This window comes from Bacillus sp. BC08 (assembly GCF_054326875.1).
Genome location: NZ_JBTGPA010000006.1, coordinates 1 through 24462 on the forward strand (window position 1 = coordinate 1; position 24462 = coordinate 24462).

Below are 24462 nucleotides of genomic sequence, written 5' to 3' on the forward strand. Positions count from 1 at the left end.
CTTGCATGTATTAGGCACGCCGCCAGCGTTCATCCTGAGCCAGGATCAAACTCTCCAATAAAGTTAGTTTGTCTAGCATCTAAAAATAAAAATTGACGTTTCACGTTGTTTGTTTCGTTCAGTTTTCAAAGAACTTGTCTGTCGCTCAGAAGCGACTTTATTAATATAACATTTCGTTATATTTTCGTCAACAACTTTTTTCAATAAGTTGTTTTTCGTTTGTTTTGCTTGTTACCTTTCGTGGCAACGAATATAAATATACCAGTTTGATTATTAAAATGCAATAGTTTTTCTAATAAAATTTTTAACTTAGTAAAAAAGTATAAAAACAGCACATTTCTTCTATATAAATATAATTTCTCGCACCATCAAGAGCTACTATCCCCACGTAGCTCTTGATCAAATAAAAAAAGCTTTGGAGAAATCTCCAAAGCTTAGTCTTGTTTATGACGCATAGCAGGGAATAATAATACATCACGAATAGATGGTGCATTCGTTAATAACATAACAAGACGATCAATACCAATTCCTAGTCCACCTGTAGGAGGCATACCGTACTCAAGAGCTTCAATATAATCATCATCCATCATGTGGGCTTCATCATTACCTTGTTCGCGCTCTTTTAGTTGCGCTTCAAAACGTTCTTTTTGATCAATCGGATCATTTAGCTCAGTGAATGCATTTGCATGTTCACGTGCAACGATAAATAATTCGAAACGATCTGTGAATCGTGGATCTTCGTCATTCTTTTTCGCAAGTGGCGAAATTTCTACCGGATGACCGTAAATAAACGTTGGTTGGATTAATTTATCTTCTACTTTTTGTTCGAAGAATTCATTTATAATATGACCAACTTCCATCGTATCCTTAATACCTACATTATGTTCCTTTGCAAGTTCACGCGCTTCTTCTACACTCATTGGATTCCAGAAATCTGCTCCAGAGTGTTCTTTAATCGCATCTACCATATGAAGACGTGTCCATTCTGGCTCTAGATTAATTTCATAATCACCATATTGGATTGTTGTTGTACCTAGTACTTGCTTCGCAATATGAGCAACCATATTTTCTGTTAGTTTCATAATATCTTTATAATCAGCATACGCTTCATATAATTCAATCATTGTAAACTCAGGATTATGACGAGTTGATACACCCTCATTACGGAATACACGACCGATTTCATAAACTTTCTCTAACCCACCCACAATAAGGCGTTTTAAATGAAGTTCAATTGCGATACGCATGTATAATTCCATATCTAACGCATTATGATGCGTAATGAAAGGACGTGCAGAAGCTCCACCAGCAATTGCATGCATCATAGGTGTTTCCACTTCAAGGTAACCATTGTCATCTAAGTATCTTCTCATTTCACGAATGATCTTACTACGTGTAACGAATGTTTCACGGCTTTCCATACTTGTAATTAAATCTAAGTAACGTTGACGGTAACGTTGTTCAACATCTTTTAACCCATGATATTTATCCGGTAATGGACGAAGAGATTTCGTTAATAGTGTAAAGCCCGTTGCTTTCACTGAAAGTTCTCCAACGTTTGTTTTGAATACTTTACCTTCAATACCTACTAAGTCACCTAAATCTGCTGTTTTAAATAATTCGTACTCTTCATCTCCAACAGCATCTTTACGAACATAAATTTGAACTTGCCCATGTAAATCTTGAATATGTGCAAATCCAGCTTTTCCTTTACCGCGTTTTGTCATAATACGACCAGCAATAGAAACAGAGATTTCTTTCTCTTCTAATTCTTCTTTAGAGAACTCTCCATATAAGCTTAATAAGTCATTTGTTGCATTTGTACGTTCAAATCGTTTACCGAACGGATCGATTCCTTGCTCACGTAAGTTATGTAACTTTTCACGACGAACAAGCAATTGGTCGTTTAATTCTTCGTGGTTCATGTTATCCATGGTATTGATATCACTCCAGCTCTATTAATTTTTACAATATATACAGTATAGCATTTTCTACTCAACTAGAAAAACTGCCAGCAACTAGCTGGCAGTTCTTCTTTCTTTCACGTAATTATAGGAAGTGTATAGAAGAATGTCAATCTTCGCTATCTATTATTAACCAACGTGAATTGTTTGTTGTTTCGCTTCTACTTCTTCTACAAATGCACCTAATACATTCGCAAGGTCTTCACGTGTATTACAAGCATTGATACCATTGCGTACAGTTGCATTACCTCGAACACCCTTTAAATACCAAGCTGCATGCTTTCTCATCTCTCTTACAGCGACATTTTCGTTCTTTAAATCGATAAGACGATCTAGATGCAACATACACACGTCAATTTTCTCACGCACTGTCGGTTCCGGCATTAATTCACCTGTCTCTAAATACTTTACCGTACGATAAATCATCCATGGGTCTCCAAGGGCAGCGCGACCAATCATAACACCATCTACACCAATTTCATCAAGCATTCGCTTTGCATCTTGTGGCGTTTCGACATCACCATTTCCGATAACCGGGATATTTACAGCTTGCTTTACTTGTTTAATAATATCCCAATCCGCTTTCCCTTCATACATTTGTACTCGTGTACGCCCATGAACCGCTACCGCTTGTCCGCCAGCACGCTCAACAGCTTTCGCATTCTCAATTGCGAAAATATGATCTGCATCCCAACCAATACGCATCTTAACTGTAACTGGCTTTTCAACAGCATCTACAACTGCCGCTACCATTTCATATATTTTATTCGGGTCTAAAAGCCACTTTGCTCCCGCATCACACTTAATGATTTTCGGTACTGGGCACCCCATATTAATATCAATAATGTCTGCTGTCGTATATTTATCTACATATTTCGCAGCATCTACAAGAGTTTCTTTCTCTCCACCGAAAATTTGTAAACTTAATGGCTTTTCTCTTTCATCAATATATAACATATCTAATGTTCTTTTGTTATTAAGTAATATCGCTTTATCACTTACCATTTCAGCACAAACTAGGCCTGCACCAAATTCTTTTACTGTCAAACGGAATGCAGAATTACATACTCCCGCCATCGGTGCTAATACAACCGGGTTTTTCATCTCAATATTTGCGATCTTTAACACTCGACTTACTCCTTCCTTCATAGTCACTTTGGCATTAATTCCTCCACCGAAACCTTCAATGCCTTAGCAACTTCCACTACAAAATCTTGGGAAGGTGATCGATTCCCTCTCTCAACTTCACCTAAAACAGATACAGATACCCCTAACTCTTTAGCAAAACCTTCTTGCGTATAGCCTTTTAGCTTTCGAAAAGCACGAATGCGTCTTCCCCATTTTTCTGCTTCCATACCGTTACTCCCTCTCGCCTTTTCATTTCTTCTACTTGTGAACGTGAAATGTTTTGTTTAATATCTTGATTAATCTCTAACAACGGAACGATAACAAAAGCTCTTTCGAACATCCGTGGATGCGGAACAATAAGATTCTCTGCTTCAATATTTTCTTGATTATATAGTAAAATGTCAAGGTCGATGGTCCTCGGACCCCATCTAATTTCCCTTTTTCTTCCTAAATCATTCTCTACTCTTTGTGTAACTTTCAATAACTCTTGCGGTGATAAATTGGTAGAAATTTTTACAACTAAATTTAAAAAGCAACTTTGGTCAGTATAACCAACTGGTTCCGTTTCATATACAGACGAAACATCCTCAACTTGGATATAAGGATTTTTATTTAGAAACTGAATCGCTTCAGTTAAATATGTGTGACGTTCTCCGATATTTGAACCTAATGCAATGTAAGCTATATTATTCATGGACGTTCTCTCGTAATTTCCACTGCTACAGCACGATAATGCCCAGGTATCGGCGGATCTGGTTTAATTACTTTAATTGTACAACGGAAAATACTCTCATATTGTTTCAATATATCTGCAGCAATATTTTCAGCGATACTCTCTACAAGCTTATACGTTCTATCTTCAACAACTTTTCTACATAATTCGAAAAGCTCTCCATAATTGACAGAATGCTCTAAGTCATCACTTTCTCCCGCCTGCTTCAAATCCAATTCCACCGTTAAGTCCACTTTAAATCTCTGACCCAATTTATTTTCCTCTGGGAATACACCATGATAACCGTAAAACTCCATATCATGAACATAGATTTTATCCAATTACTTTACCCCCTTACCAATCATCGCGTCCATCATCTTAGCCATACGCGCCATTTCCTTCACATCATGAACCCGAACAAACTCACAGCCCTTTTCAATACCGAGACAAACGGTAGCTCCCGTTCCCTCAAGACGTTCCTCTACCGGTAAATCTAGCACATGCCCAATAAAGGACTTTCTTGAAGTACCTAACAGCACTGGGTAACCTAGTACGTTTAACTGTTCTAAATTACGCATCGCTTCTAAATTTTGTTCAGGTGTTTTAGCAAAACCGATGCCTGGGTCTAAAATGATATTCTCATCTCGCACACCAGCATCTTTAGCAATTTTAATACTGTCATATAAATCAGCAACCATATCAGCCATTAAATTGCGATAATTCATGTTATCGCGATTATGCATTAAAATGATAGGTACATCGTAATGAGCTGCAACTTCAGCGATTTTCGGTTCCGCCTTCGCTCCCCAAATATCATTAATAATATGAGCACCCGCCTCTATTGCTTGTTTTGCAACTTCAGCTTTATACGTGTCGATAGAAATAGGCAATTTTACTTCTGTTGAAACTGCCTGAATCATCGGAACAACTCGCTTTATTTCTTCTTCCACTGATACTTTAGCAAAACCCGGGCGAGTAGATTCACCGCCGATATCAATAATATGAGCACCTTCATCTCGCATTTCTTTCGCATGGCGCACCGCAGCCTCTACCTCGTTGTAACTCCCACCATCAGAAAACGAATCTGGCGTTACATTTAAAATCCCCATAATTAAGGTTTTTTCATTTAAGTTCAATGTATATTCGCCGCAGCGCAAATCATAATCCCACTTCAAACTACACATCTCCTCTTCGCAATTCATTTCTGCTCCACAATTTTTCTCTCTGCATTTCATAAAGACTCATAAACCTTTTTGTAACCATACCTACTTTACCCGGGAAATCTCGTCCTTCTACATGATAAAGTGGAACAATTTCTTGAATCGAGTTTGTTACGAAAACTTCATCAGCTGAAAGTAATTCATCTCTTGTAAAGAAACCTTCCTTTACTTCTATACCTAACTCTTCAGCAACCTTTATAATAAATGCACGAGTGATACCATTTAAAATCCCCGTTTTTAACGAAGGTGTATATAAAATATCACCTTTTACGAAAAAGAGATTCGAAACAATCCCCTCTGCAACATAACCTGCTTCAGTAAGGAAAATACCTTCCTTATTCACAACATTTCCAATTTCACGTTTTCCTAAAATGTTATTTAAATAATGATGAGACTTCAAGCGAGACGCACCCTCTGGTGTATTTCGTACTTGCTTTAAAACAACCCCTTCTTTTTCCACTACATCTCCCGGGGCTGCTAAAGGTTTTATAAAAGCAATAACAGACGGCTCTTCATACATTTCCGTTTGCAATCCAATTTCATCTATACCCGCCGATACATTAAAACGAACATATGCATGCTCTAATTCATTCTTAACGAGTAGGTTCTTCAAAATAAGCAATACTTCATCTTTCGTCATTGTCCATTTAATCTGCAATGTATCCAGCGCATCTATTAAACGGTCATAATGATCATCCAATAAGAAAGGATGACCATTATAAATACGAAATGTCTCAAAAACTCCAAGACCATATAAATAACCATGGTCATAAGGAGAAATTCTTGCTTCATTTGCTTCTACATACTCACCATTTACGTAAATTAACATGATGTCACACTTGGACTGTATTTACGAATGAAATTCTGCAACAACTCTTTCCCGTGGGAAGTCATAATCGATTCCGGATGGAACTGTACACCTTCAATCGGTAACGTTGTATGACGGAGCGCCATAATTTCCCCTTCTTCCGTCCAAGATGTTACCTCTAAGCAGTCAGGTAACGTCTCTTTCTTAACGATAAGGGAATGATAGCGCGTCGCAGTAAACGGATTAGGAATATCCGAAAAAATCGTCTTTCCGTCATGATGCATAAGCGACGTTTTCCCATGCATTAAGCGCTCCGCACGAACAACCTCTCCACCAAACACTTGTGCAATCGATTGGTGCCCAAGACAAACCCCAAAAATCGGGATCTTTCCAGCAAAGTATTGAATAACCTCCATACTAATACCTGCTTCATTCGGACTACACGGACCTGGTGAAATCATTAAAAAGTCTGGTTTCATATTCTCAACATCTGAAACAGTCACTTCATCGTTACGTTTAACAACAAGCTCTTGTCCAAGTTCTCCTAGAAACTGCACTAAATTAAATGTAAAAGAATCATAATTATCAATCATTAATATCATTTCTCTCACCTAACCGTTTCTTCACTACGTTCTTTTGCACGCCATAAAGCAATCGCCTTTTTTAACGACTCTTTATATTCATTTTCCGGATTTGAATCAATTACAATTCCCGCTCCTGCTTGTACATGAGCCTTTCCATCTTTAGCAAGAAGTGTTCTAATTACAATATTCAATTCTGTATCTCCAGAATAACCGATCCAACCGATTGAACCTGTATAAATCCCTCTGCGAACAGGTTCTAATTCTTCAATAATTTCCATCGTACGTATTTTCGGGGCACCAGTAATTGTTCCCCCAGGGAATACAGCCTTCACTAAATCAAAGGCATCTTTATCTTCATCCACCTCACCACGCACATTAGAAACAATATGCATTACATGTGAGTATTTCTCGATTACCATAAATTCATCTACTTCTACAGTGCCATATTTACAAACACGTCCTAAATCATTTCGTTCTAAATCTACAAGCATGACGTGCTCTGCTCTTTCTTTTTCGTTCTCAATTAATTCTCTTGCTAATGCCTCATCCTCTTGCTCATTCGCACCTCTAGATCTCGTTCCAGCAATCGGTCTTGTACTTACTTCGGTTCCTTGTTTCTTAATTAACAACTCTGGCGATCCACTAACAATTTGAAAATCTCCAAGCTCCAAGTAACCCATATATGGAGATGGATTAATTTCACGAAGACTTGTATAAATTTCTAGCGGGTGTGTTTGTAACGTTCTTTCTTGTCTCGTCGACAAGTTTACTTGGAACACATCACCAGCACCAATATATTCTTGAATACATTCAACCGCCTTCATAAAGCTTTCTTCTGTAAAAGCAACTGCTTCACTTTTCTTTTCAGGGCATGCAAATGGTATAGTCACTTCCGGCGCTTCTGTCGCCCAAAGAACCTTCCACCCATTTAATCGCTCTTTTGCCTCTTCAAGCTTATCTACATAATGTGTAATAATCCATAATAATTTCTCTTCTTGATCATACACAAACACATCGTCAAATAATAAAAAGAATATATCAGGTATATTAATGTCATCCTCCGCAAGAGAAGGAAGTTTTTCAATATAACGGATGCAATCATAACTAAAGTAACCAATCGCACCACCTTGAAATGGCGGGTATTCCGGATTATAGTCCGTTTCCCATCGCTCCATATATTCCCGCATTAAATCTAATGGGTTTCCTCGCTTTATTGTTTCCTTACCACTTTCGCTTATATGTAACGTTTCATCCTTCCCTCGGATTACCGCTACTGGGTTTAATCCCACAATGTTATAACGACCGCCACGTCCACTCTCTAACAAAATATGTTGCGGTTTATCCTTAGAAAGAAATTTATATTGCTTAAAGAAATCTAAATGATATGGAATAGAAAGCGCTAAAGATTTTCTTCGTTGCATATCAACACCCCGTCTTCTTTTATCCCACCCTCTTAGATTAACCACTTCAAACTACATTCTTTATGTATATAGAGTAGTTATACTAGAAGGCTAGTGAAAATAAATTAATTATACTACCTCTTATTTTACATGAAGTTTTCTAGTCATTCACTCTTTTCCTATTTCCAATCCAAAAAGAAAAAGCATCCTTTTTTCCAAGGATGCTTTTTCAATCACATATAATTAAGACTCAAATTGATAAAGTGGTGTACTTAAATAACGTTCACCGTTACTTGGGATAATAACAAGTACCTTTTTCCCTTTACCTAACTTTTTCGCAATTTCTGTTGCCGCATAAATAACCGCTCCAGAAGAGATACCCACTAAAATCCCTTCCTCTTTAGCCACTCTTCTTGCATATTCAAATGCTTGCTCTGTTTTTACTTGAACAATTTCATCATATACCTCTACATCCAATGTCTCTGGGATGAATCCTGCCCCAATTCCTTGGATTTTATGTGGACCCGGTTTCCCACCAGATAATACCGGTGAATCCGCAGGTTCTACTGCATAAATTTTAATATCTTTATACGCTTCTTTCAGTACTTCACCAGCACCAGTAATCGTCCCACCTGTACCAATACCCGCAATAAATGCATCTAATTGGTCGCCCATTTGTTCAACAATTTCTGGCCCTGTTGTTAAACGATGAATTTCTGGATTTGATTGGTTTTTGAACTGTTGTGGTATAAAGTAGCCATGCTCTTTTGCTAATTCAGTCGCTTGACGAATCGCTCCACCCATTCCTTCAGGCCCTGGAGTCAATACTAATTCTGCACCGTAAGCACGTAATAAATTACGACGCTCAATACTCATTGTTTCTGGCATTACTAAAATTGCCTTATATCCTTTAGCAGCCGCTACCATCGCTAAACCAATTCCTGTGTTACCACTTGTCGGCTCAATGATTGTATCGCCTTCTTTTAATAATCCTTTTTTTTCAGCATCTTCAATCATAGCTAATGCAATACGATCTTTAACGCTGCTCCCCGGATTCATAAATTCTAATTTTAAGTATATATCTGCGCTGTCTGATTCTACGATGCGGTTCAACTTAACGATCGGCGTTTTCCCGATTAATTCTGAAACTGATTGTGCCACTCGCATTCCTGTCACTCCTAACACCGAGTATTTTTATTGGTTTTGTCTATATTTAGATTTTGTCAGAAAATTCCCTGTTTGTCAATCTATTTAGAGGGTGAATCCCCTTAACTTCCTTATTACAAACTCTCAATTAAATTTGTAATATCGTCTTTAGAGAACTTGTATCGCTCATTACAGAAATGACAATGAACTTCTGTCTCTTCTTCTTCTGCACGAACTTGCTCTAACTCTGTTTTACCTAAACTAATTAACACACTCTCAATACGTTCGCGTGAGCATGTGCAATTAAATTGAACATCCATCGTTTCTAATACTTTTACTTTATCTTCTCCAAGAACTGCATACAGTAACTCTTCTGGAGAAAGCCCTTGTTCGATTAACGTTGATACAGGAGGAATGTTCTGCAAACGATCTTCAATGAATGAAATTGTTTCTTCCTGTGCACCTGGCATAATTTGAAGGATAAATCCACCTGCCGCTAATACGCTGTCATCTCCATTTACAAGAACGCCAACTCCTACAGAAGAAGGTGTTTGCTCAGAAACTGCAAAATAATACGTGAAGTCTTCCCCTAATTCTCCTGAAACAATTGGAGATTGACCAATAAACGGCTCACGCATACCAATATCTTTAATTACTGTTACAAACCCTTCAGTACCTACCGCTTGATATACACGTAATTTCCCTTGTTCCGTTCCTTCAAAATCAACATGCGGATTCGTTACATAACCACGTACATCCCCATTTGCATGAGCATCTACTAAGATGGGACCAATCGGACCATTACCTTCTACCTTAATCGTTAACTTTTGGTCACCTTTTAACATTGCGCCCATCATTGTACCTGCAGTTAAAGAACGACCAAGTGCCGCTGAAGCTGTTCTCCATGTATCATGACGTCTTTGCGCCTCACTTACTGTGTTTGTAGTACGTACACTATATGCACGCACTTCTCCATCAAACGCTAACGCTTTTACTAAATAATCTTTCATACTCATTTATTCACCTTTCTCATGCTGTAAATTTGCATTACGCTCGTATAACATATACAAACCTTTTAATGTTAAAAATGGATCTACAACATCAATTACATTCGATTCCTCTGAAATTAATTTCGCCAATCCACCTGTTGCAATAACTTTCGGTTCTTGTTTAGCTTCCTCTTTCATACGCTTAACAATACCTTCCACTTGTCCAACATAACCATAAAGAATACCAGATTGCATCGCACTTACCGTATTCTTTCCAACAACACTGCTTGGTTTTGTAATTTCAATACGAGGAAGTTTTGCCGCTCTACTATATAAAGCCTCTGCTGAAATCATAATTCCCGGTGTAATAACTCCACCCATATAATGCTTTTCTTCGTTAATATAACAGTATGTAGTAGCCGTACCAAAATCGACAATAATAAGCGGACTTCCGTATAAGTGGATTCCTGCTACCGCATTTACAATTCGGTCCGCGCCTACTTCACGTGGATTTTCATATTTAATATTTAGCCCCGTTTTTATTCCAGGACCTACTACAAGCGGTTTAATTTTAAAATATTTTTCACACATGCGCTCTAAAGCAAACATAATTGGTGGTACGACTGAAGACACGATAATACCTTTCACATCTTCAAACGAAAGACCTTCATGCTCAAGCAACTGCTTTACAAGCATTCCATATTCATCTTCTGTCTTATGACGATCTGTTTCCATGCGCCAATGTTGACGAAGTTCCCCCTCTTCAAACACGCCTAGCACAGCATTTGTGTTCCCTACATCCAATACAAAAATCATATTCTCACCACTTATCTTATTTAATCTATATTTGTTCAGTATGTATAAAACTTATAAAAACATCATATCACACATACTTATATAATCAGCTTTTCTATCCTCATCATTTTACAAAAAGATTACGCTCTATTTCAATTTTTAATACCAAATTTATTTAAATTCTTTTTCTACTTCATTTCGTTCCACAAATAAAAAAAGGAGTGACCATCGTCACTCCTTCATCTCTTACTTATCTTCTGATTCTTCATCGTCCTTCTTCATATTGATGTTTACTTTCACATCATCTGAAGATGTTGGACGCTCTGGCAATCTGCCATAATCATATAAATGATTGATTTGCTCTGCATCTAACGTTTCTACTTCAAGTAACGTTTTCGCAATAATATCTAGCTTATCACGTTTTTCAGTAAGAATTTGTTCCGCGCGAGCATAACATTCTTTTATAATAGTTTGCATTTCCACATCGATTTCATGTGCAATTGCATCACTGTAGTTTTGTTCCGAATGGAAATCTCTTCCTAAGAACACTTGACCACCTTGTGAGCTACCGAATTGCATCGGTCCAAGCTTATCACTCATACCGAATTCCGTAACCATACGTCTTGCAATACCAGTCGCACGTTGGAAGTCATTGTGAGCACCTGTGCTTGCTTCACCAAACACAATCTCTTCAGCTACTCGACCACCAAGTAAACCAGTGATTTTATCAAGTAACTCTGGTTTTGTCATGAAGTAACGATCTTCTTTCGGAAGCATTACTGCATATCCACCAGCTTGACCACGAGGGACAATTGTTACTTTATGAACGATATCTGCTTCATCAAGGACAACACCAATTACAGTATGGCCAGCTTCATGGAATGCAACGATATTACGTTCTTTTTCAGAGATAACACGACTTTTCTTAGCTGGACCTGCAATAACACGATCCGTCGCTTCATCAATGTCACTCATATCAATTTTCTTCTTATCTTGACGCGCAGCTACTAAAGCAGCTTCGTTTAATAAGTTTTCAAGATCAGCACCAGAGAACCCTGGTGTACGAGTTGCAATTGCTCTTAAGTTGATATGATCATCAAGCGGTTTATTACGAGCATGTACTTTCAGTACAGCTTCACGGCCATTTACATCTGGACGATCTACTGTAATTTGACGGTCAAAACGACCTGGACGTAATAACGCTGGATCAAGAATATCAGGACGGTTTGTTGCAGCGATGATAATAATACCTTCGTTTGCACCGAATCCATCCATTTCAACAAGTAATTGGTTCAACGTTTGTTCGCGCTCATCATGGCCACCACCAAGACCTGCGCCACGTTGACGTCCTACTGCATCAATTTCATCAATGAAAATGATACAAGGAGCATTTTTCTTTGCATTTTCGAATAAATCACGCACACGTGATGCACCGACACCGACGAACATCTCTACGAAATCAGAACCACTGATAGAGAAGAATGGAACGCCTGCCTCACCTGCAACGGCACGTGCTAGTAAAGTTTTACCTGTACCTGGAGGTCCTACTAATAGAACACCCTTCGGAATACGGGCACCAACTTCAGCGAACTTACGAGGGTCTTTCAAGAATTCAACTACCTCAACAAGCTCTTGTTTCTCTTCATCCGCTCCAGCAACATCTCTGAAACGAACTTTTTTCTTTTCGTCATTATATAACTTCGCCTTACTTTTCCCGAAGTTCATAACACGGCTACCGCCGCCCTGAGCCTGGTTTAATAAGAAGAAGAATAAAATGAAGATAATAACAAACGGAATGATAGAAGTAAAGAACGTTACCCAAGCACTTGTTTCTTCTGCTGGTTGATACTTAACTTCAGCACCTTGCGCTTTGTCATTAATTTTCTTTTGTAATTCCTCAGTATTTGGTGCATAAGTAACAAATTGTTCTCCTTGGCTAGAGTTGTTAAATTGTCCTTTTACCTCAAATACACCATTTTTCGGTTGAAGTTGCACATTACGCACTTCACCTTTTTCTAGTTTAGTAATGAATTTATCGTAGCTAACTGATGTCGTTTTTTGTGTCGAACCATTAAAATAGCTCACGATTCCAATTACTACTAGGAATATCAGTAAATAAAAGATGGTATTACGGAAGATACGATTCATTCCTAACCTCCTCTCACGGCATAAACACTATAGTAAATCGTAACATGGAAAAACTTTCCTATACAATTGTGACGCCTGTATTTAATTAATTTGAGTAAACACTTGGTTTTAATACTCCTACATAAGGAAGATTACGGTACTGCTCTTTATAATCTAATCCATACCCTACAACAAATTCATGTGGAACAGTAAACCCAACATAATCCGCTTTTAAATCTACCTTACGGCCTGTCGGCTTATCTAATAACGTAACAATTTTTACAGACTTCGCTTTACGATATTTAAATAGGTCTACTAAGTAGCTTAGCGTAAGACCGCTATCAATAATATCTTCAACGATTAAAATATCGCGACCTTCTACAGAAGTATCAAGGTCTTTTAAAATTTTCACTTCGCCTGTTGAAACAGTAGAGTGACCGTAACTAGATACAGCCATAAAGTCCATTTCAAGATATGTATCTGTTCTCTTTAATAAATCTGCCATGAATGGCATTGCACCCTTTAATACGCCGATTGCAAGAGGTACTGTATTTTTATAATCCTCTGCAATAATTGCGCCTAATTCGAGCACCTTTTCTTGTATTTGTTCTTCAGAAATTAATACTTTTTCGATATCTTGATTCATCATTTCATTATCCTCCCGGAAGACTCCTTGCTTTTGTAGTGAATAATCATATATTTATCCTTCTTTGCCATCTCTTTCGAGATAGCAAATGTAGATCGCTTCAACAAGGGTATCCAAATAATATTCCCACTTGCATCACAAACGACCGGCCATTCTTCTCTTTTTTCTCTTGGTACTTTTGCTTCGATAAAAATAGTTTTTATCTTTTTTGTGCCATTCATACCTTGTATTGACATACGATCTCCATTTTCTCTAGAACGAATTCGGAGTGGATATGATATATCATTATACTTAGCAACAAATACTGTTTCATTCATGTTACTTGGTATATCTTCGCTCACCTCTGCTACAAGCTTATCCCCGTTCGATAGCGTAATTGTCCCCGGCACTGATAAATCTTGTAAAAAAGGAGAAACAATTTCTTGTTTAAATCCAAAGTTGCACTCCTCGTATGCGCGAACAATTTTTAAATCACCTGGGAAATCAAGTGAACCCGAAGGTTGTGTCCGCTTAAAAAACTCAATCACTTTGTCAATATGTATAGAGGAAAGAGAAGATGGAATCTTATATTCATAAAGATAGTTTAATATTAGTTGAATCCCTCTTCTTTGTAAAGGCATAGACATGGATTCAAAGGCAGGAATTGATAAGCTAATTTGTTTATCACTTTTTTTTGTAATTACTTTATTCATTTTCTCAAAAGCTAATTCCTGCAAATACGCCTCATCCTCTTGCATCTGCATGCTAAATTTTTGGAATTTCTCATGCACTTTTGAATTTTCTTCTTTCAAATGCGGAAGGACATATTTACGTAATCGATTCCTTGTATATACTTCCTTTTTATTACTTGGATCTATACGAGGAATTATTTTTAGCTTATTACAGTAATCAACAATTTCTTCCTTCGTTACTCCAAGTAACGGCCTAATTAAATATCCATTATGAAAAGGACGCTTCACTGCAATGCCTGCATATCCTTTCGAAGTACTCCCTCGCACAAGGCGCATTAAAATCGTCTCTACTTGGTCATCACCATGATGTCCAAGAGCTACATATCTCGCATCATATTTCTTCATTATTCTTTCCAAAAATGCATATCTGCATTCTCTAGCAGCAACTTGTGCATTCATCCCGTATTGCTGTTGATATTGCGACACATTAATCCTTATCGTTTCGCAAATAACTCCCAGTCCCTTACAAAGGTCCTGCACAAACTGTAGGTCCTCATGAGATTCATCACCTCTAAACATATGATCCACATGTGCCACTACAATTTCAAACTGTTTTGCTGCTCTTCTTTCTAACAAATAATATAGAAGAGCCAAAGAGTCAGGGCCACCAGAAACCCCTACAACAATTGTTGAACGTTCCTTTAATACATCATGCTGCTTTACAAAGTCATCTACCTTTTCAACAAATGTATCTTTCAACTTCGTAATCACCTTTCATTAAACAAGAACAGCAACGTTAGTTACCTTGTTTATAATGGTACAACTTTTACAAACATTGTGCAAAAAAAAGATATACAAAAATTACATTTTTTATCTTACATCATCCGTACATATTCACAAAAATAATAACATTATCTTTTAAAGCAAAAAAACCTAGGCATCCACCTAGGTTTTTAGAAAGAAATATCACACTTAAAGTTTATCCCGCATTAACGGGCAGTAAGCCCCCCACCTCAAAATTCAGTGAAGACAAAGAAGTTAGTTAGGGAATCAACTGCCCGTAAAAGCCCGATTGGTGCGGGCTAATAATCAGTGGGGGATGAAGCCCCCCACTGATTAAAGTTTCACTTTATTGTGCCTGCATTCCTACAATTGGAATCGTAGCCCACTTCGGCATATTTTTCTTCACTTTCGCCACAACAATGGTCATATCGTCATTTATATAACCATCACCAGAGCGAATCACCTCTTCCATAATGATATCAGCAATTTCTTGTGGATCTTCGGTTTGTAATTCTTTAATTTTTCGTTTCATCCATAGTTCATGATTCTCCACATGTTGTGCTCCCTCAAAAATCCCATCACTCATCATAATAAGAATATCACCCGTTTTTAATTGTTCACCTACTACATCAACTTCAACATCCTCAATAATCCCCATCGGCAAATTACTTGCCTCAATTTTCAAAATATTATTCGCGCGTTTAACAAAACTCGGTGTCGATCCAATCTTTAAAAACTTCGCACTCGCATCTCGCAAATCTACCATGGCTAAATCTAACGTCGTAAACATCTCTTCTGTTGTTCTTAAAGAAAGAATAGAATTGATAGACTTAATCGCTATTTCCTCATCAATGCCTGATTGAAGTATTTTTTGTAATAATTTCACCGTTTCTTTACTCTCCATATGAGCCCTTTGCCCATTTCCCATACCATCACTAATTGCAAGCGCATATTTACCGACGCTTAGATCCATCATCGCGTAAGAATCACCCGAAACAAACCCACCGCCTTTTGCAGCTGTGGCCAATCCAGTATCAAGAGAATACGTCTTTGCTGAACCAAATGATATTAAGCTGTGACCGTTCGGATAAGAAGACTTTTCTTCATGTTTAACAACTATATTTTCCTTGAGAATATCAGAAAGCATCGGTGCAACTAATTTTTCACACTCTCCATGTTCATTAGATGCAACCGGAATCAGCATTTCAATATCAATACTTCCTCTATCTAAACAATAAATATCAACGTGCTCTATTTCTACGCCAAAATCACGAAACGCTTGCAAAATCTGTTCTTCTTGTACTTGATGATTTTCTCGTTCTCTTTGTATCTCCTTAGCAAAATCCTCCATAACTTTTGATACACCTAACAGTTGCTCCGCTACTATTCTACGATTTTCCTTCATTTGTTTTCGTAATTTCTGCCCCTCATAGAAATGATCTAATTCACCAGCTACTAAATCCGTCACTTTCTTTCCTCTCACACAATGTTTGTCCCATTCACGAACTAACTTCCGATTATGCTGCAACGTCCCCTCTTCCGTTTCACTCATTATTTGTTTCATATAATCGTACGTTTTATCGAAATTAACTACCCAGCATTGATCCTTTTTAAAGCATGTTTGACATGTTTTTGCAGTAATTGTACTTAAGAACAAATCTGCCTCCGTCTCTTTATCTTCCTCCTCCACATATCCATATACAGAAAAGCTATTAGATAAAGCAGCAAATACATTGGCAAATTGATTAATTTTATTCGCTGTAACATCACGCATCCTTCTTAAATACTGTTGTTGATCTTGCGAATGTTCCTGTGTGCCTGGCATGAATTTAGCAATACGATCCATAACAAGTTTCGGTGTTAATAAGAAGAACGCAATCGCCACACCGGATTCAATTAAAGTTGTCACTATGTTTGTTTGCTTGTCTACATATAGCGTAATCAAGCTCGTCCCAATTAATAGACCTAAACTAACACCTAAACGCTTCCCTTCTTTTAACAAACCACCAAGCAACCCAGAAAAAGCAAGCAGACTAAGTTGAGACAAACTGGAGACATTCGCTAAACTTAATATTAATCCAGTGACGACCCCCACTGTAGATCCCGTAGCAGCCCCCGCGATAAATGCAAACACGAGCACTAAATACCTAGTAAAAATATGCTGAATAGAAGCGTCATATACAAACCAATCTGTTGTACCAGTTAAAACAGATGCTAGTAATATAATTAAACAAACAACTTCTTCTGTCTCTAGCGCTTGTTGTTTACCTTTTCGTTCGACTAAAAGCGGAACACTTTGTAAAAATATCATAGTTAATACGAAGCTAAGCCCTGCCTCAATCGTACTAACGAGTAAATCGTACATGGTAACAGTTTGTTGCGCAAAATATACGACAACTAAATGTGCGGTTAATGCGGAGATAAATACTTGGAATGGAACAAGTCCAACAGTTTTACGTGTAAACCTACTAAAGAAGATATTATAAATGAAGAAAGTAAAAATAGATGCAAAGGTAAAGAATAAATTATCTATCGAAACTGAAAGTGCGCCCCCCATTAGAGCCAAGAACGCGAGCGGCATTTTATCCCGCTTCATAACATAAACAGCAGCAAAAAACGGCAGTGCAAACGGTAAAATGTTTGTTAATATATATGCTCGTCCCAAAAGAAAACCAATAACAACAATAATGAATCCCCATCTAAAGAAAACTTGTTCAAACTTCATTCGCAACTTACTTGTCCACTTTACTGCTCCAAGCTGACTCTCATTCATTGCCAATGCACTTGTATTCATAGTATTCCTTCCTGCTTTAGGCATATTTTTAACACCACCTGCATAGTTTAATTACTGTCATTATAAAAGATGATTATTGGGATTTTTGTCAAAACAACAGTTTTCACTTTTATAATCGTTCGACTTTTTATTCGAAATAACTCTACATATATACACGGTATTTAATGTATCCTTAATATTTTAATCGAACATTCAGAAAATATAGGGTGATTTTGTAGAAGTGTTGTATGTCTTAATTTATTTAACAAAAAAAGATCATGCAAATTTGCATGATCTTTTTAGGATGACCCGTACGGGATTCGAACCCGTGTTACCGCCGTGAAAGGGCGGTGTCTTAACCACTTGACCAACGGGCCGTTAAATTAAATATAGCGGCGGAGGGGATCGAACCCCCGACCTCACGGGTATGAACCGTACGCTCTAGCCAGCTGAGCTACACCGCCATGTCGTCTTATTTAACGGACAATTAGTATCTTACATCAGATATAAATTAAAGTCAACACATCTTGAAAACTTTTTTAAAAATATATTTTCACATATAAAAAAGCACCCTGAGCAATCGCCCTGGGTACCTCTCTATATGCTAAGAATTAAACGTTCTTATTATCCGCGACGTGCGCCACGGCCACCACGTTTAGATTCTGTGTTACGCTTTAAAGAAGTTAAACGATCTTCACTATCCTTTAAGAAACGTGCCATCTTTTGCTCGAATGTTTCTTTTGGAGCTCGTTCGTTACCGCCGCCACGATTATCTCTGTTGAAAGAACGATTACGTTGTGGACGTCCAGAACGTTGTTGATCGCCGCCACCGCGTTGGTATTCACCACGTGGACGATCTCCTTCTGTTTTTTCGCGCTCTTTCGCTTTTTTAATAGATAGACCGATCTTGCCATCTTTTTCAACGTTAATAACTTTTACTTCTACTTGGTCGCCCACTTTTAAGTGATCGTTAATATCTTTCACATAATTATCAGCAACTTCACTAATATGAACAAGACCCGTTAAGCCTTCTGGCAGCTCCACAAAAGCCCCAAAATTTGTAATACCTGTTACTTTACCCTGTAACTTGCTGCCTACCTCGATTGACATAAAAAAAATGCTCCTCCTTAGTGGTTAAAAAGTCAAATTTTACTTTATTATATATAATCCTAAAATATAGTGTCAATAAGACATACTCTACTTAGAAACAGGAAAAATTATCTCCCCTTTTCCAGAGAAGAAATAATCCCTTCTAGCAATCTTTAATACGTACTCTTCATCATTTAACTTTTGAACTTCGTCTTTTAGACTCTTTTCTTTATTCGTTAATGAATCCAGTTCTTTTTTCATGTCCTTAACTTTTGCTTCTTTTGCTCTAATGGAACTGTTTTGTTGATAAAACGTTACACTAATACTCGCAATAATTGTAAAAGCAAAGACAAGAAAAACCGCTAAACGGCGATAAAGTCGCTTCCTGTTCTCATCCGTTTGTATTATATGCTCTTTAACAGGATTTGGACTCTGTTTTTCGATTGTTCTTTGTCTCAGTTCCCTCATTTCCGAGGTCCCCCTAACTTCTTTTTTATACGCTCCCATAATTGGAAGATGTGTCCCTTTAATTTTGCTATATATTGCAGGAACCCTACATGTTTCATTATAAAAAGTTTAACACGATTAGGGAGAAGTTTCCATATGAGCGAAGCAATAAATCGAACAGGCCAGAAAAAAACTTTCCATATGAAAAGTAATATCCAAACCACCATTTTCCATAACACATGTCCAATTGAAAGCAGTATACGAAATAAGAATAATATAAATGCAATAAATAGCTGCGCTATAATAATAACAGGTTTTATCATGAGTAGCTTTATAATTTGAACAAAAAAGTGTGTTGTTTGCATAAAAATATAGATGAGAAAATTTAACAATCTCATGTATATTGCTTTCAATAAGCTTTGATACGCCGCAAAACCACATAATAATGCCAAAAATACATATATACGTAGTTCAGCTTCATTTACAAGAAGCAATACGTAAAAGACGAATAACGCTTGGACAATCCAAAATAGTATATCATGTATAAACACAAGCCAACGTTTACGTTCTTGCCGCTTTAAAAATCGTTGGTATGTATCTAAAGACGCTCCAATCCAAGCACCCATTCCGATCATTGAGAGCATCGTATACAACTGAATTGTTAGGCTCATTTAAACAACTTACTAAAGAATCCTTTAGTTTTCTCCCCTTGATTCTCATCAATATACAGCATCTCATGAACTTTCCCTTTAATCGATACAACACCTTTTTCCACATCTAAATTTTTCATTTGTAAATTTTGACCACGAATTGTTAAAAAGCCCATTACAGTCTCAAGCAAAAACTCTTCGCTATCAAAACTCTCTACCTGCTTTACACCGGTAATATCAATTACACGCCTGCCACGCATAATAATATCATGCTCTACAGAAACATTTTGTTGATTAGAAGACATAGGTGAGTAACCATTATTCACGTAAATCCCCCCTACATTTATACTAGCTAATAGTAATGTATGAAGGGATAATTGATTTTAGAACAAGCCTTCTTCAGCCTTGACCTTTTCTTCGCGAACTAAACTATACATATTTGCTGCATCTTCTTTTTTGGTCGTTTCTTTCAATTCGTTTATTTTTACGGTTACTATTTTTTGACCAAAACGAATTGTTAATTCATCAGCTACTTTCACATCTGAACTCGCTTTTGCCACTTGACCATTAATTGATATTCTTCCTTGATCAGCTACTTCTTTCGCTAATGTTCTTCTTTTAATTAAACGTGATACTTTTAAAAACTTATCTAAACGCATATCAAATCCCCCTATTAACGCTCTGTTTGTTTTGCCTCTTCCCATAGAACATCCAACTGCTCTAATGATAAATCTTGCATCTCTTTATTCATTTCAGCTACCTTTGCTTCCATGTATAAGAAACGACCGACGAATTTCTCATTCGTTGCATGTAACGCCTCTTCGGGATCTATTTTATAATGACGAGCTATATTAACAAACGCAAATAGTAAATCGCCAAATTCACCTAACATCTTCGCCTCATCCATATTTGTAACTTCTTGTTGGAACTCTTGCCATTCTTCTAAAGCTTTCTCTATCATCGGTTGTACATCAACCCAATCAAAACCAACCTTGCCAGCTTTTTTCTGGATTTCATAAGCGCGTAGTAACTGTGGCAAACTTTTTGGGACTCCATTTAAAACAGATTCCTTCACAAATCCTTTTTCTTGTTTTTTAATTTCTTCCCAATTGGCAAGTACTTCATCAGCACTATTTACATCTGCATTCCCAAATACATGCGGATGGCGACGAACCATTTTCTCAGATAAAGTTCGAATAATATCATCTATAGAGAACCAACCTTCATCCTCTCCAATTTGAGCATGCAGCATAACTTGTAATAATACATCACCCAATTCCTCTACTAAGTGGTCGTCATCCTCTTCATCAATTGCTTCCAACACTTCATAAGCTTCCTCAATTAAATACTTCTTTAAAGATTGATGTGTTTGCTTTTTATCCCACGGACAACCATTTGGTCCACGAAGATCTGCAATAATTTCTCTAAGCACATCAAACTGTTGATACAAGGACGCACGTTCCTGAACGGGTGGTACATATACACTCGTTAAATTATTTAATTCCGTTTCATGATCTAACATGTACAATGGCACCTTTTTAACTTGTTCAAATGAAGTCCCTGCAGCTGTTACGATATATACTTCATAATCATCTGGCAGCATCTCCATTAATGTTAATTTCACATCAGATGCAACGAATGCGTCATATACTTGGCAAAAGATTAAATGTTGACGTAATTCTAATTGTCCTCTTTCAAATGATGTGGCGTCAATTAATTGGAATCCTTCAATCGGATCAATCTTTAGACTTGCAAACATTGGATCAAGGAAACTTTGTCCACCTTCAATGCGCACTTCAACATTCGCTACTTCGCCTTTTTCCAATAGTAGCTGAACCGTTCTTTCCGCTACAAGCGGATGCCCTGGCACGGCATAAATGATTTCTGCGCCTTCAGCTCGTTCTAACAATGTATTCGCAATTGTTTCATATACAATTTCAAATGTATCATGTGCCTCATATACACTGTCAAAGGCTGTGTATTGTATACCTTCTTTCTCCAACTCTTCTATAACGGGATGTTCCTTCGTTCGTACAAACATGTGATCTGCTTCTTTTATTTTTCGATATACACCCATCGTTAACTGATCTAACTCACCAGCACCTAATCCTAAAATAGTAATGATTCCACTCACAATCTGCCACCTCTATCCACTCTTCTTCAATGAACCTTCTTTTTTTTCTTTTTTCATCACGGTTCCTATTTCCGCTTTTGTAAATACACGTAATTTTAAAATCAAAAACATATATGCCAATCCGCCGATAGCTACACCTAACAATGCCTCAATTGTCGCGATTCCTCTATGTTCCGTATCAATTACTAATCCAGACATTTGCATTACACGCATAAACATTATTAATACAAATCCCATACCAATACCACTAATAACTACACCTAACATATTACGTTTATCGATGAGCGATTCTGATACGGCTTGCATAAGTAATGCACTATTTAACACAGAAATTACAATTAACGCAACTAAGGTTGCAATCGCAGCTCCCTTCACACCAAAATATGGCATTAATATATAATTTAAAGCTAACTTTAAACAACTCCCAAATATAACGAATATTGCTGGTTTTAATGTTTGTCCTAGCCCTTGCAAAATAGAAGCAGTTGTAATCGACAATGAACTAAATAAAATAGATAAAGATAAAATGGATAAAACATCTGACCCATCACTATTTTCAAACAGCATAATATTCGTAGGCTGAATAATACAAGTTAATCCAATGGCCGCTGCAAATCCAATAACAAATGTTATTTTCATTGCTAACTTTACCTTTTCTCGAATAAAGGAAAGATCTCCTCTTTCCTTCGCCGCTGTAATAATTGGAATAAGCGACAACGAGAAAGAAGTTGTCACGACAGTCCCTAATTGCATAAGCGGGATACTTCTGTCGTACACACCTTTTAATACCTTTGCACTTTCAGCTGGCTCTCCTGCCCCAATAAGTAAAGAATAGAAGGAAACAGAATCAGCCATTTGTATAAAAATAAGCACTAAATTACTAACACAAATCGCCAAACCCTGCCAAAATAGAATTTTAATGATCCTCTTTTTCCCCTTAATTCTCTTTACACTTTTGAAGAATATAGAACGAAAGTCATGACGCATATAAAGTACAAGTACGATAATCCCAATCAGTCCGCCTGCGATTGAACCTAACATAGCACCTGCACCGACAGTATATAAATCAAATCCGTGAGCAATTAGGAATAGAGATAAAAATACAATAATAGAAACACGAATCGTTTGTTCTATTACTTGCGAAACAGCTGTTGGCATCATATTATTGAACCCCTGAAAATATCCTCTTGCTACAGATAGAAACGGCATCAATATGAATGAAAATGAAATAACACGTAATAACTTATCTAAGTGTATATCGCCCATAGCTGTTGCAATTGCTTCGGCACCAAAAAACAATGTAAAAAAGCCTATGAAACCAATTCCCAATAAAAACCAAAAAGATATACAAATAATTTCTTCTGCTTCTTTTTGTTTCCCTTGCTCTAATCGTTCCGCAACCATTTTTGAAATTATAATGGGGAATCCATAAGTAGCTAAAATTAAACAAAATCCATAAAACGGATAAATTTGTTGGTAAATATAAAAACCAATATCACCCGCTATATTTTGATATGGAATACGGTAAAAAGCGCTTAATACCTTTGTAACAAAACTTGCGATTGTTAATATAATAGCCCCACGCCAAAAGGCTTGATACTTCTTTGATTCCATACAAGAAAACTCCTTTTTCTATTCTCACCCCTCGTATTATATCATAAAGAAAAGGACAAGCTTCCTTACCTACACGAGTAATAATACGTTCGTGCAACGCTAGAAATGTTCAACGAAAAAAGGTAGCAAAGCGCTACCTTTTTTCAATATACATATATCTCCAAATAATTGATTTCTCAAGAAGAAATATCATAATTAGGAAAGATTGCTACTTCTAAAATTCGATATGACCTTACTGCTCCATTTGTTTCGCTAAAAAGCTCGCAGCTGTATTTACTGACTTATGCTCCACTTCACTTATAATTGCCTCTTTAGAGAAGATAATAACAGCTCCAATTGGGTCCCCATTCGCAACAATCGGGCCAATCGTATAGGAACTAACTTTTTCTGTTACTCCATCAATAATTGAAATTTCGCTTTCATCCGTCATAATTACAGACTTACGATCTTCCATTGTCTTCTCAATTAAATCGCCAACGCTTTTATTTAAGTATTCTTTTTTAGATATGCCTGCTACCGCGATAATAGAATCACGATCGCATACAAGCACATTATGTCCTAAGCTATCGTATAAAGCTTCCGTATATTCTTTTGCAAAATCACCTAGTTCACTAATCGGAGAATATTTCTTCAAAATTACTTCTCCATCGCGATCAACAAATATTTCTAGCGGGTCTCCTTCTCGAATACGTAAAGTTCTACGAATTTCCTTCGGGATTACTACCCTACCTAAATCATCAATTCGACGTACTATTCCAGTTGCTTTCATTCTAATGCTGCCT

At 37.1% G+C, this 24462-nt stretch carries 24 protein-coding genes, 2 tRNA genes and 1 rRNA gene; all 27 read right to left on the reverse strand.

The genetic code is table 11. The annotated features are described in order from the left end of the window. Positions 1-61 (reverse strand): 16S ribosomal RNA (locus ACXVYO_RS00125); the annotation flags it as partial. A 373-nt stretch (positions 62-434) separates the two neighbouring features. Then, complete coding sequence (gene lysS, locus ACXVYO_RS00130; RefSeq protein ID WP_000369672.1) at positions 435-1934, reverse strand: lysine--tRNA ligase; 1500 nt, start codon at positions 1932-1934, stop codon at positions 435-437. Positions 1935-2093: 159 nt separating this feature from the next. Continuing rightward, the gene (gene dusB / locus ACXVYO_RS00135; RefSeq protein ID WP_000912237.1) at positions 2094-3092 is read right to left on the reverse strand and encodes a tRNA dihydrouridine synthase DusB; all 999 of its coding nucleotides are present in this window, start codon (positions 3090-3092) and stop codon (positions 2094-2096) included. A 23-nt stretch (positions 3093-3115) separates the two neighbouring features. Then, positions 3116-3319, reverse strand: a complete 204-nt coding sequence (locus tag ACXVYO_RS00140) for a helix-turn-helix domain-containing protein (protein WP_000387029.1) — start codon at positions 3317-3319, stop codon at positions 3116-3118. Beyond that, entirely contained in the window at positions 3271-3786 is a 516-nt protein-coding gene (gene folK / locus ACXVYO_RS00145; protein WP_001059441.1) for a 2-amino-4-hydroxy-6-hydroxymethyldihydropteridine diphosphokinase, read from the reverse strand. Before folK ends, ACXVYO_RS00140 begins: the two co-directional genes overlap by 49 nt. Beyond that, the gene (gene folB / locus ACXVYO_RS00150) at positions 3783-4145 is read right to left on the reverse strand and encodes a dihydroneopterin aldolase (RefSeq protein ID WP_000358076.1); all 363 of its coding nucleotides are present in this window, start codon (positions 4143-4145) and stop codon (positions 3783-3785) included. Before folB ends, folK begins: the two co-directional genes overlap by 4 nt. Next, complete coding sequence (gene folP, locus ACXVYO_RS00155; RefSeq protein WP_458465722.1) at positions 4146-5006, reverse strand: dihydropteroate synthase; 861 nt, start codon at positions 5004-5006, stop codon at positions 4146-4148. Next, positions 4981-5853 carry an aminodeoxychorismate lyase gene (pabC, locus tag ACXVYO_RS00160; RefSeq protein ID WP_458465723.1) on the reverse strand — a complete coding sequence of 291 codons (873 nt, stop codon included), beginning with the start codon at positions 5851-5853 and terminating at the stop codon, positions 4981-4983. The genes folP and pabC overlap by 26 nt, the downstream gene beginning before the upstream one ends. Beyond that, positions 5847-6434, reverse strand: a complete 588-nt coding sequence (pabA, locus tag ACXVYO_RS00165) for an aminodeoxychorismate/anthranilate synthase component II (RefSeq protein WP_458465724.1) — start codon at positions 6432-6434, stop codon at positions 5847-5849. The genes pabC and pabA overlap by 7 nt, the downstream gene beginning before the upstream one ends. A 5-nt stretch (positions 6435-6439) precedes the next feature. Beyond that, positions 6440-7837, reverse strand: coding sequence for an aminodeoxychorismate synthase component I (pabB, locus tag ACXVYO_RS00170; protein WP_458465725.1), 1398 nt, complete (start codon positions 7835-7837; stop codon positions 6440-6442). 222 nt (positions 7838-8059) lie between these two features. Then, positions 8060-8983, reverse strand: coding sequence for a cysteine synthase A (gene cysK / locus ACXVYO_RS00175; protein WP_001261702.1), 924 nt, complete (start codon positions 8981-8983; stop codon positions 8060-8062). 113 nt (positions 8984-9096) lie between these two features. Further along, on the reverse strand, positions 9097-9972 hold the full coding sequence (hslO, locus tag ACXVYO_RS00180) for a redox-regulated molecular chaperone HslO (protein WP_458465726.1): 876 nt from the start codon (positions 9970-9972) through the stop codon (positions 9097-9099). A gap of 6 nt (positions 9973-9978) precedes the next feature. Continuing rightward, entirely contained in the window at positions 9979-10767 is a 789-nt protein-coding gene (locus ACXVYO_RS00185) for a type III pantothenate kinase (protein ID WP_000578367.1), read from the reverse strand. Between the two features lie 225 nt (positions 10768-10992). Continuing rightward, on the reverse strand, positions 10993-12894 hold the full coding sequence (ftsH, locus tag ACXVYO_RS00190) for an ATP-dependent zinc metalloprotease FtsH (protein ID WP_458465727.1): 1902 nt from the start codon (positions 12892-12894) through the stop codon (positions 10993-10995). An 85-nt stretch (positions 12895-12979) separates the two neighbouring features. Beyond that, positions 12980-13522 carry a hypoxanthine phosphoribosyltransferase gene (gene hpt, locus ACXVYO_RS00195; protein ID WP_000981838.1) on the reverse strand — a complete coding sequence of 181 codons (543 nt, stop codon included), beginning with the start codon at positions 13520-13522 and terminating at the stop codon, positions 12980-12982. Next, positions 13519-14949 carry a tRNA lysidine(34) synthetase TilS gene (gene tilS / locus ACXVYO_RS00200; RefSeq protein WP_458465728.1) on the reverse strand — a complete coding sequence of 477 codons (1431 nt, stop codon included), beginning with the start codon at positions 14947-14949 and terminating at the stop codon, positions 13519-13521. The genes hpt and tilS overlap by 4 nt, the downstream gene beginning before the upstream one ends. Positions 14950-15319: 370 nt before the next feature. Further along, positions 15320-17791, reverse strand: a complete 2472-nt coding sequence (spoIIE, locus tag ACXVYO_RS00205; RefSeq protein WP_458465729.1) for a stage II sporulation protein E — start codon at positions 17789-17791, stop codon at positions 15320-15322. A 260-nt stretch (positions 17792-18051) separates the two neighbouring features. After that, positions 18052-18123 (reverse strand) — tRNA-Glu (locus ACXVYO_RS00210). Positions 18124-18136: 13 nt separating this feature from the next. Beyond that, positions 18137-18210, reverse strand: a tRNA-Met gene (locus ACXVYO_RS00215). 160 nt (positions 18211-18370) lie between these two features. Further along, on the reverse strand, positions 18371-18856 hold the full coding sequence (locus ACXVYO_RS00220; RefSeq protein WP_000021453.1) for a S1 domain-containing RNA-binding protein: 486 nt from the start codon (positions 18854-18856) through the stop codon (positions 18371-18373). An 87-nt stretch (positions 18857-18943) separates the two neighbouring features. Next, positions 18944-19303, reverse strand: a complete 360-nt coding sequence (gene divIC / locus ACXVYO_RS00225) for a cell division protein DivIC (RefSeq protein ID WP_001208737.1) — start codon at positions 19301-19303, stop codon at positions 18944-18946. Next, a complete protein-coding gene (gene yabQ, locus ACXVYO_RS00230; protein ID WP_458465730.1) occupies positions 19300-19953 on the reverse strand; it encodes a spore cortex biosynthesis protein YabQ in 654 nt (217 codons plus the stop codon). Before yabQ ends, divIC begins: the two co-directional genes overlap by 4 nt. Continuing rightward, a complete protein-coding gene (yabP, locus tag ACXVYO_RS00235; RefSeq protein ID WP_001059101.1) occupies positions 19950-20258 on the reverse strand; it encodes a sporulation protein YabP in 309 nt (102 codons plus the stop codon). The genes yabQ and yabP overlap by 4 nt, the downstream gene beginning before the upstream one ends. A gap of 57 nt (positions 20259-20315) precedes the next feature. Continuing rightward, complete coding sequence (locus ACXVYO_RS00240; RefSeq protein WP_001234876.1) at positions 20316-20591, reverse strand: RNA-binding S4 domain-containing protein; 276 nt, start codon at positions 20589-20591, stop codon at positions 20316-20318. Between the two features lie 14 nt (positions 20592-20605). Continuing rightward, on the reverse strand, positions 20606-22066 hold the full coding sequence (yabN, locus tag ACXVYO_RS00245; protein WP_458465731.1) for a bifunctional methyltransferase/pyrophosphohydrolase YabN: 1461 nt from the start codon (positions 22064-22066) through the stop codon (positions 20606-20608). A 12-nt stretch (positions 22067-22078) separates the two neighbouring features. Beyond that, a complete protein-coding gene (locus ACXVYO_RS00250; protein ID WP_458465732.1) occupies positions 22079-23680 on the reverse strand; it encodes a putative polysaccharide biosynthesis protein in 1602 nt (533 codons plus the stop codon). A 232-nt stretch (positions 23681-23912) separates the two neighbouring features. Beyond that, positions 23913-24449 (reverse strand): stage V sporulation protein T, encoded by a 537-nt coding sequence (gene spoVT / locus ACXVYO_RS00255; RefSeq protein WP_000648309.1) that lies wholly within the window; start codon positions 24447-24449, stop codon positions 23913-23915. Positions 24450-24462: the final 13 nt, after the last annotated feature.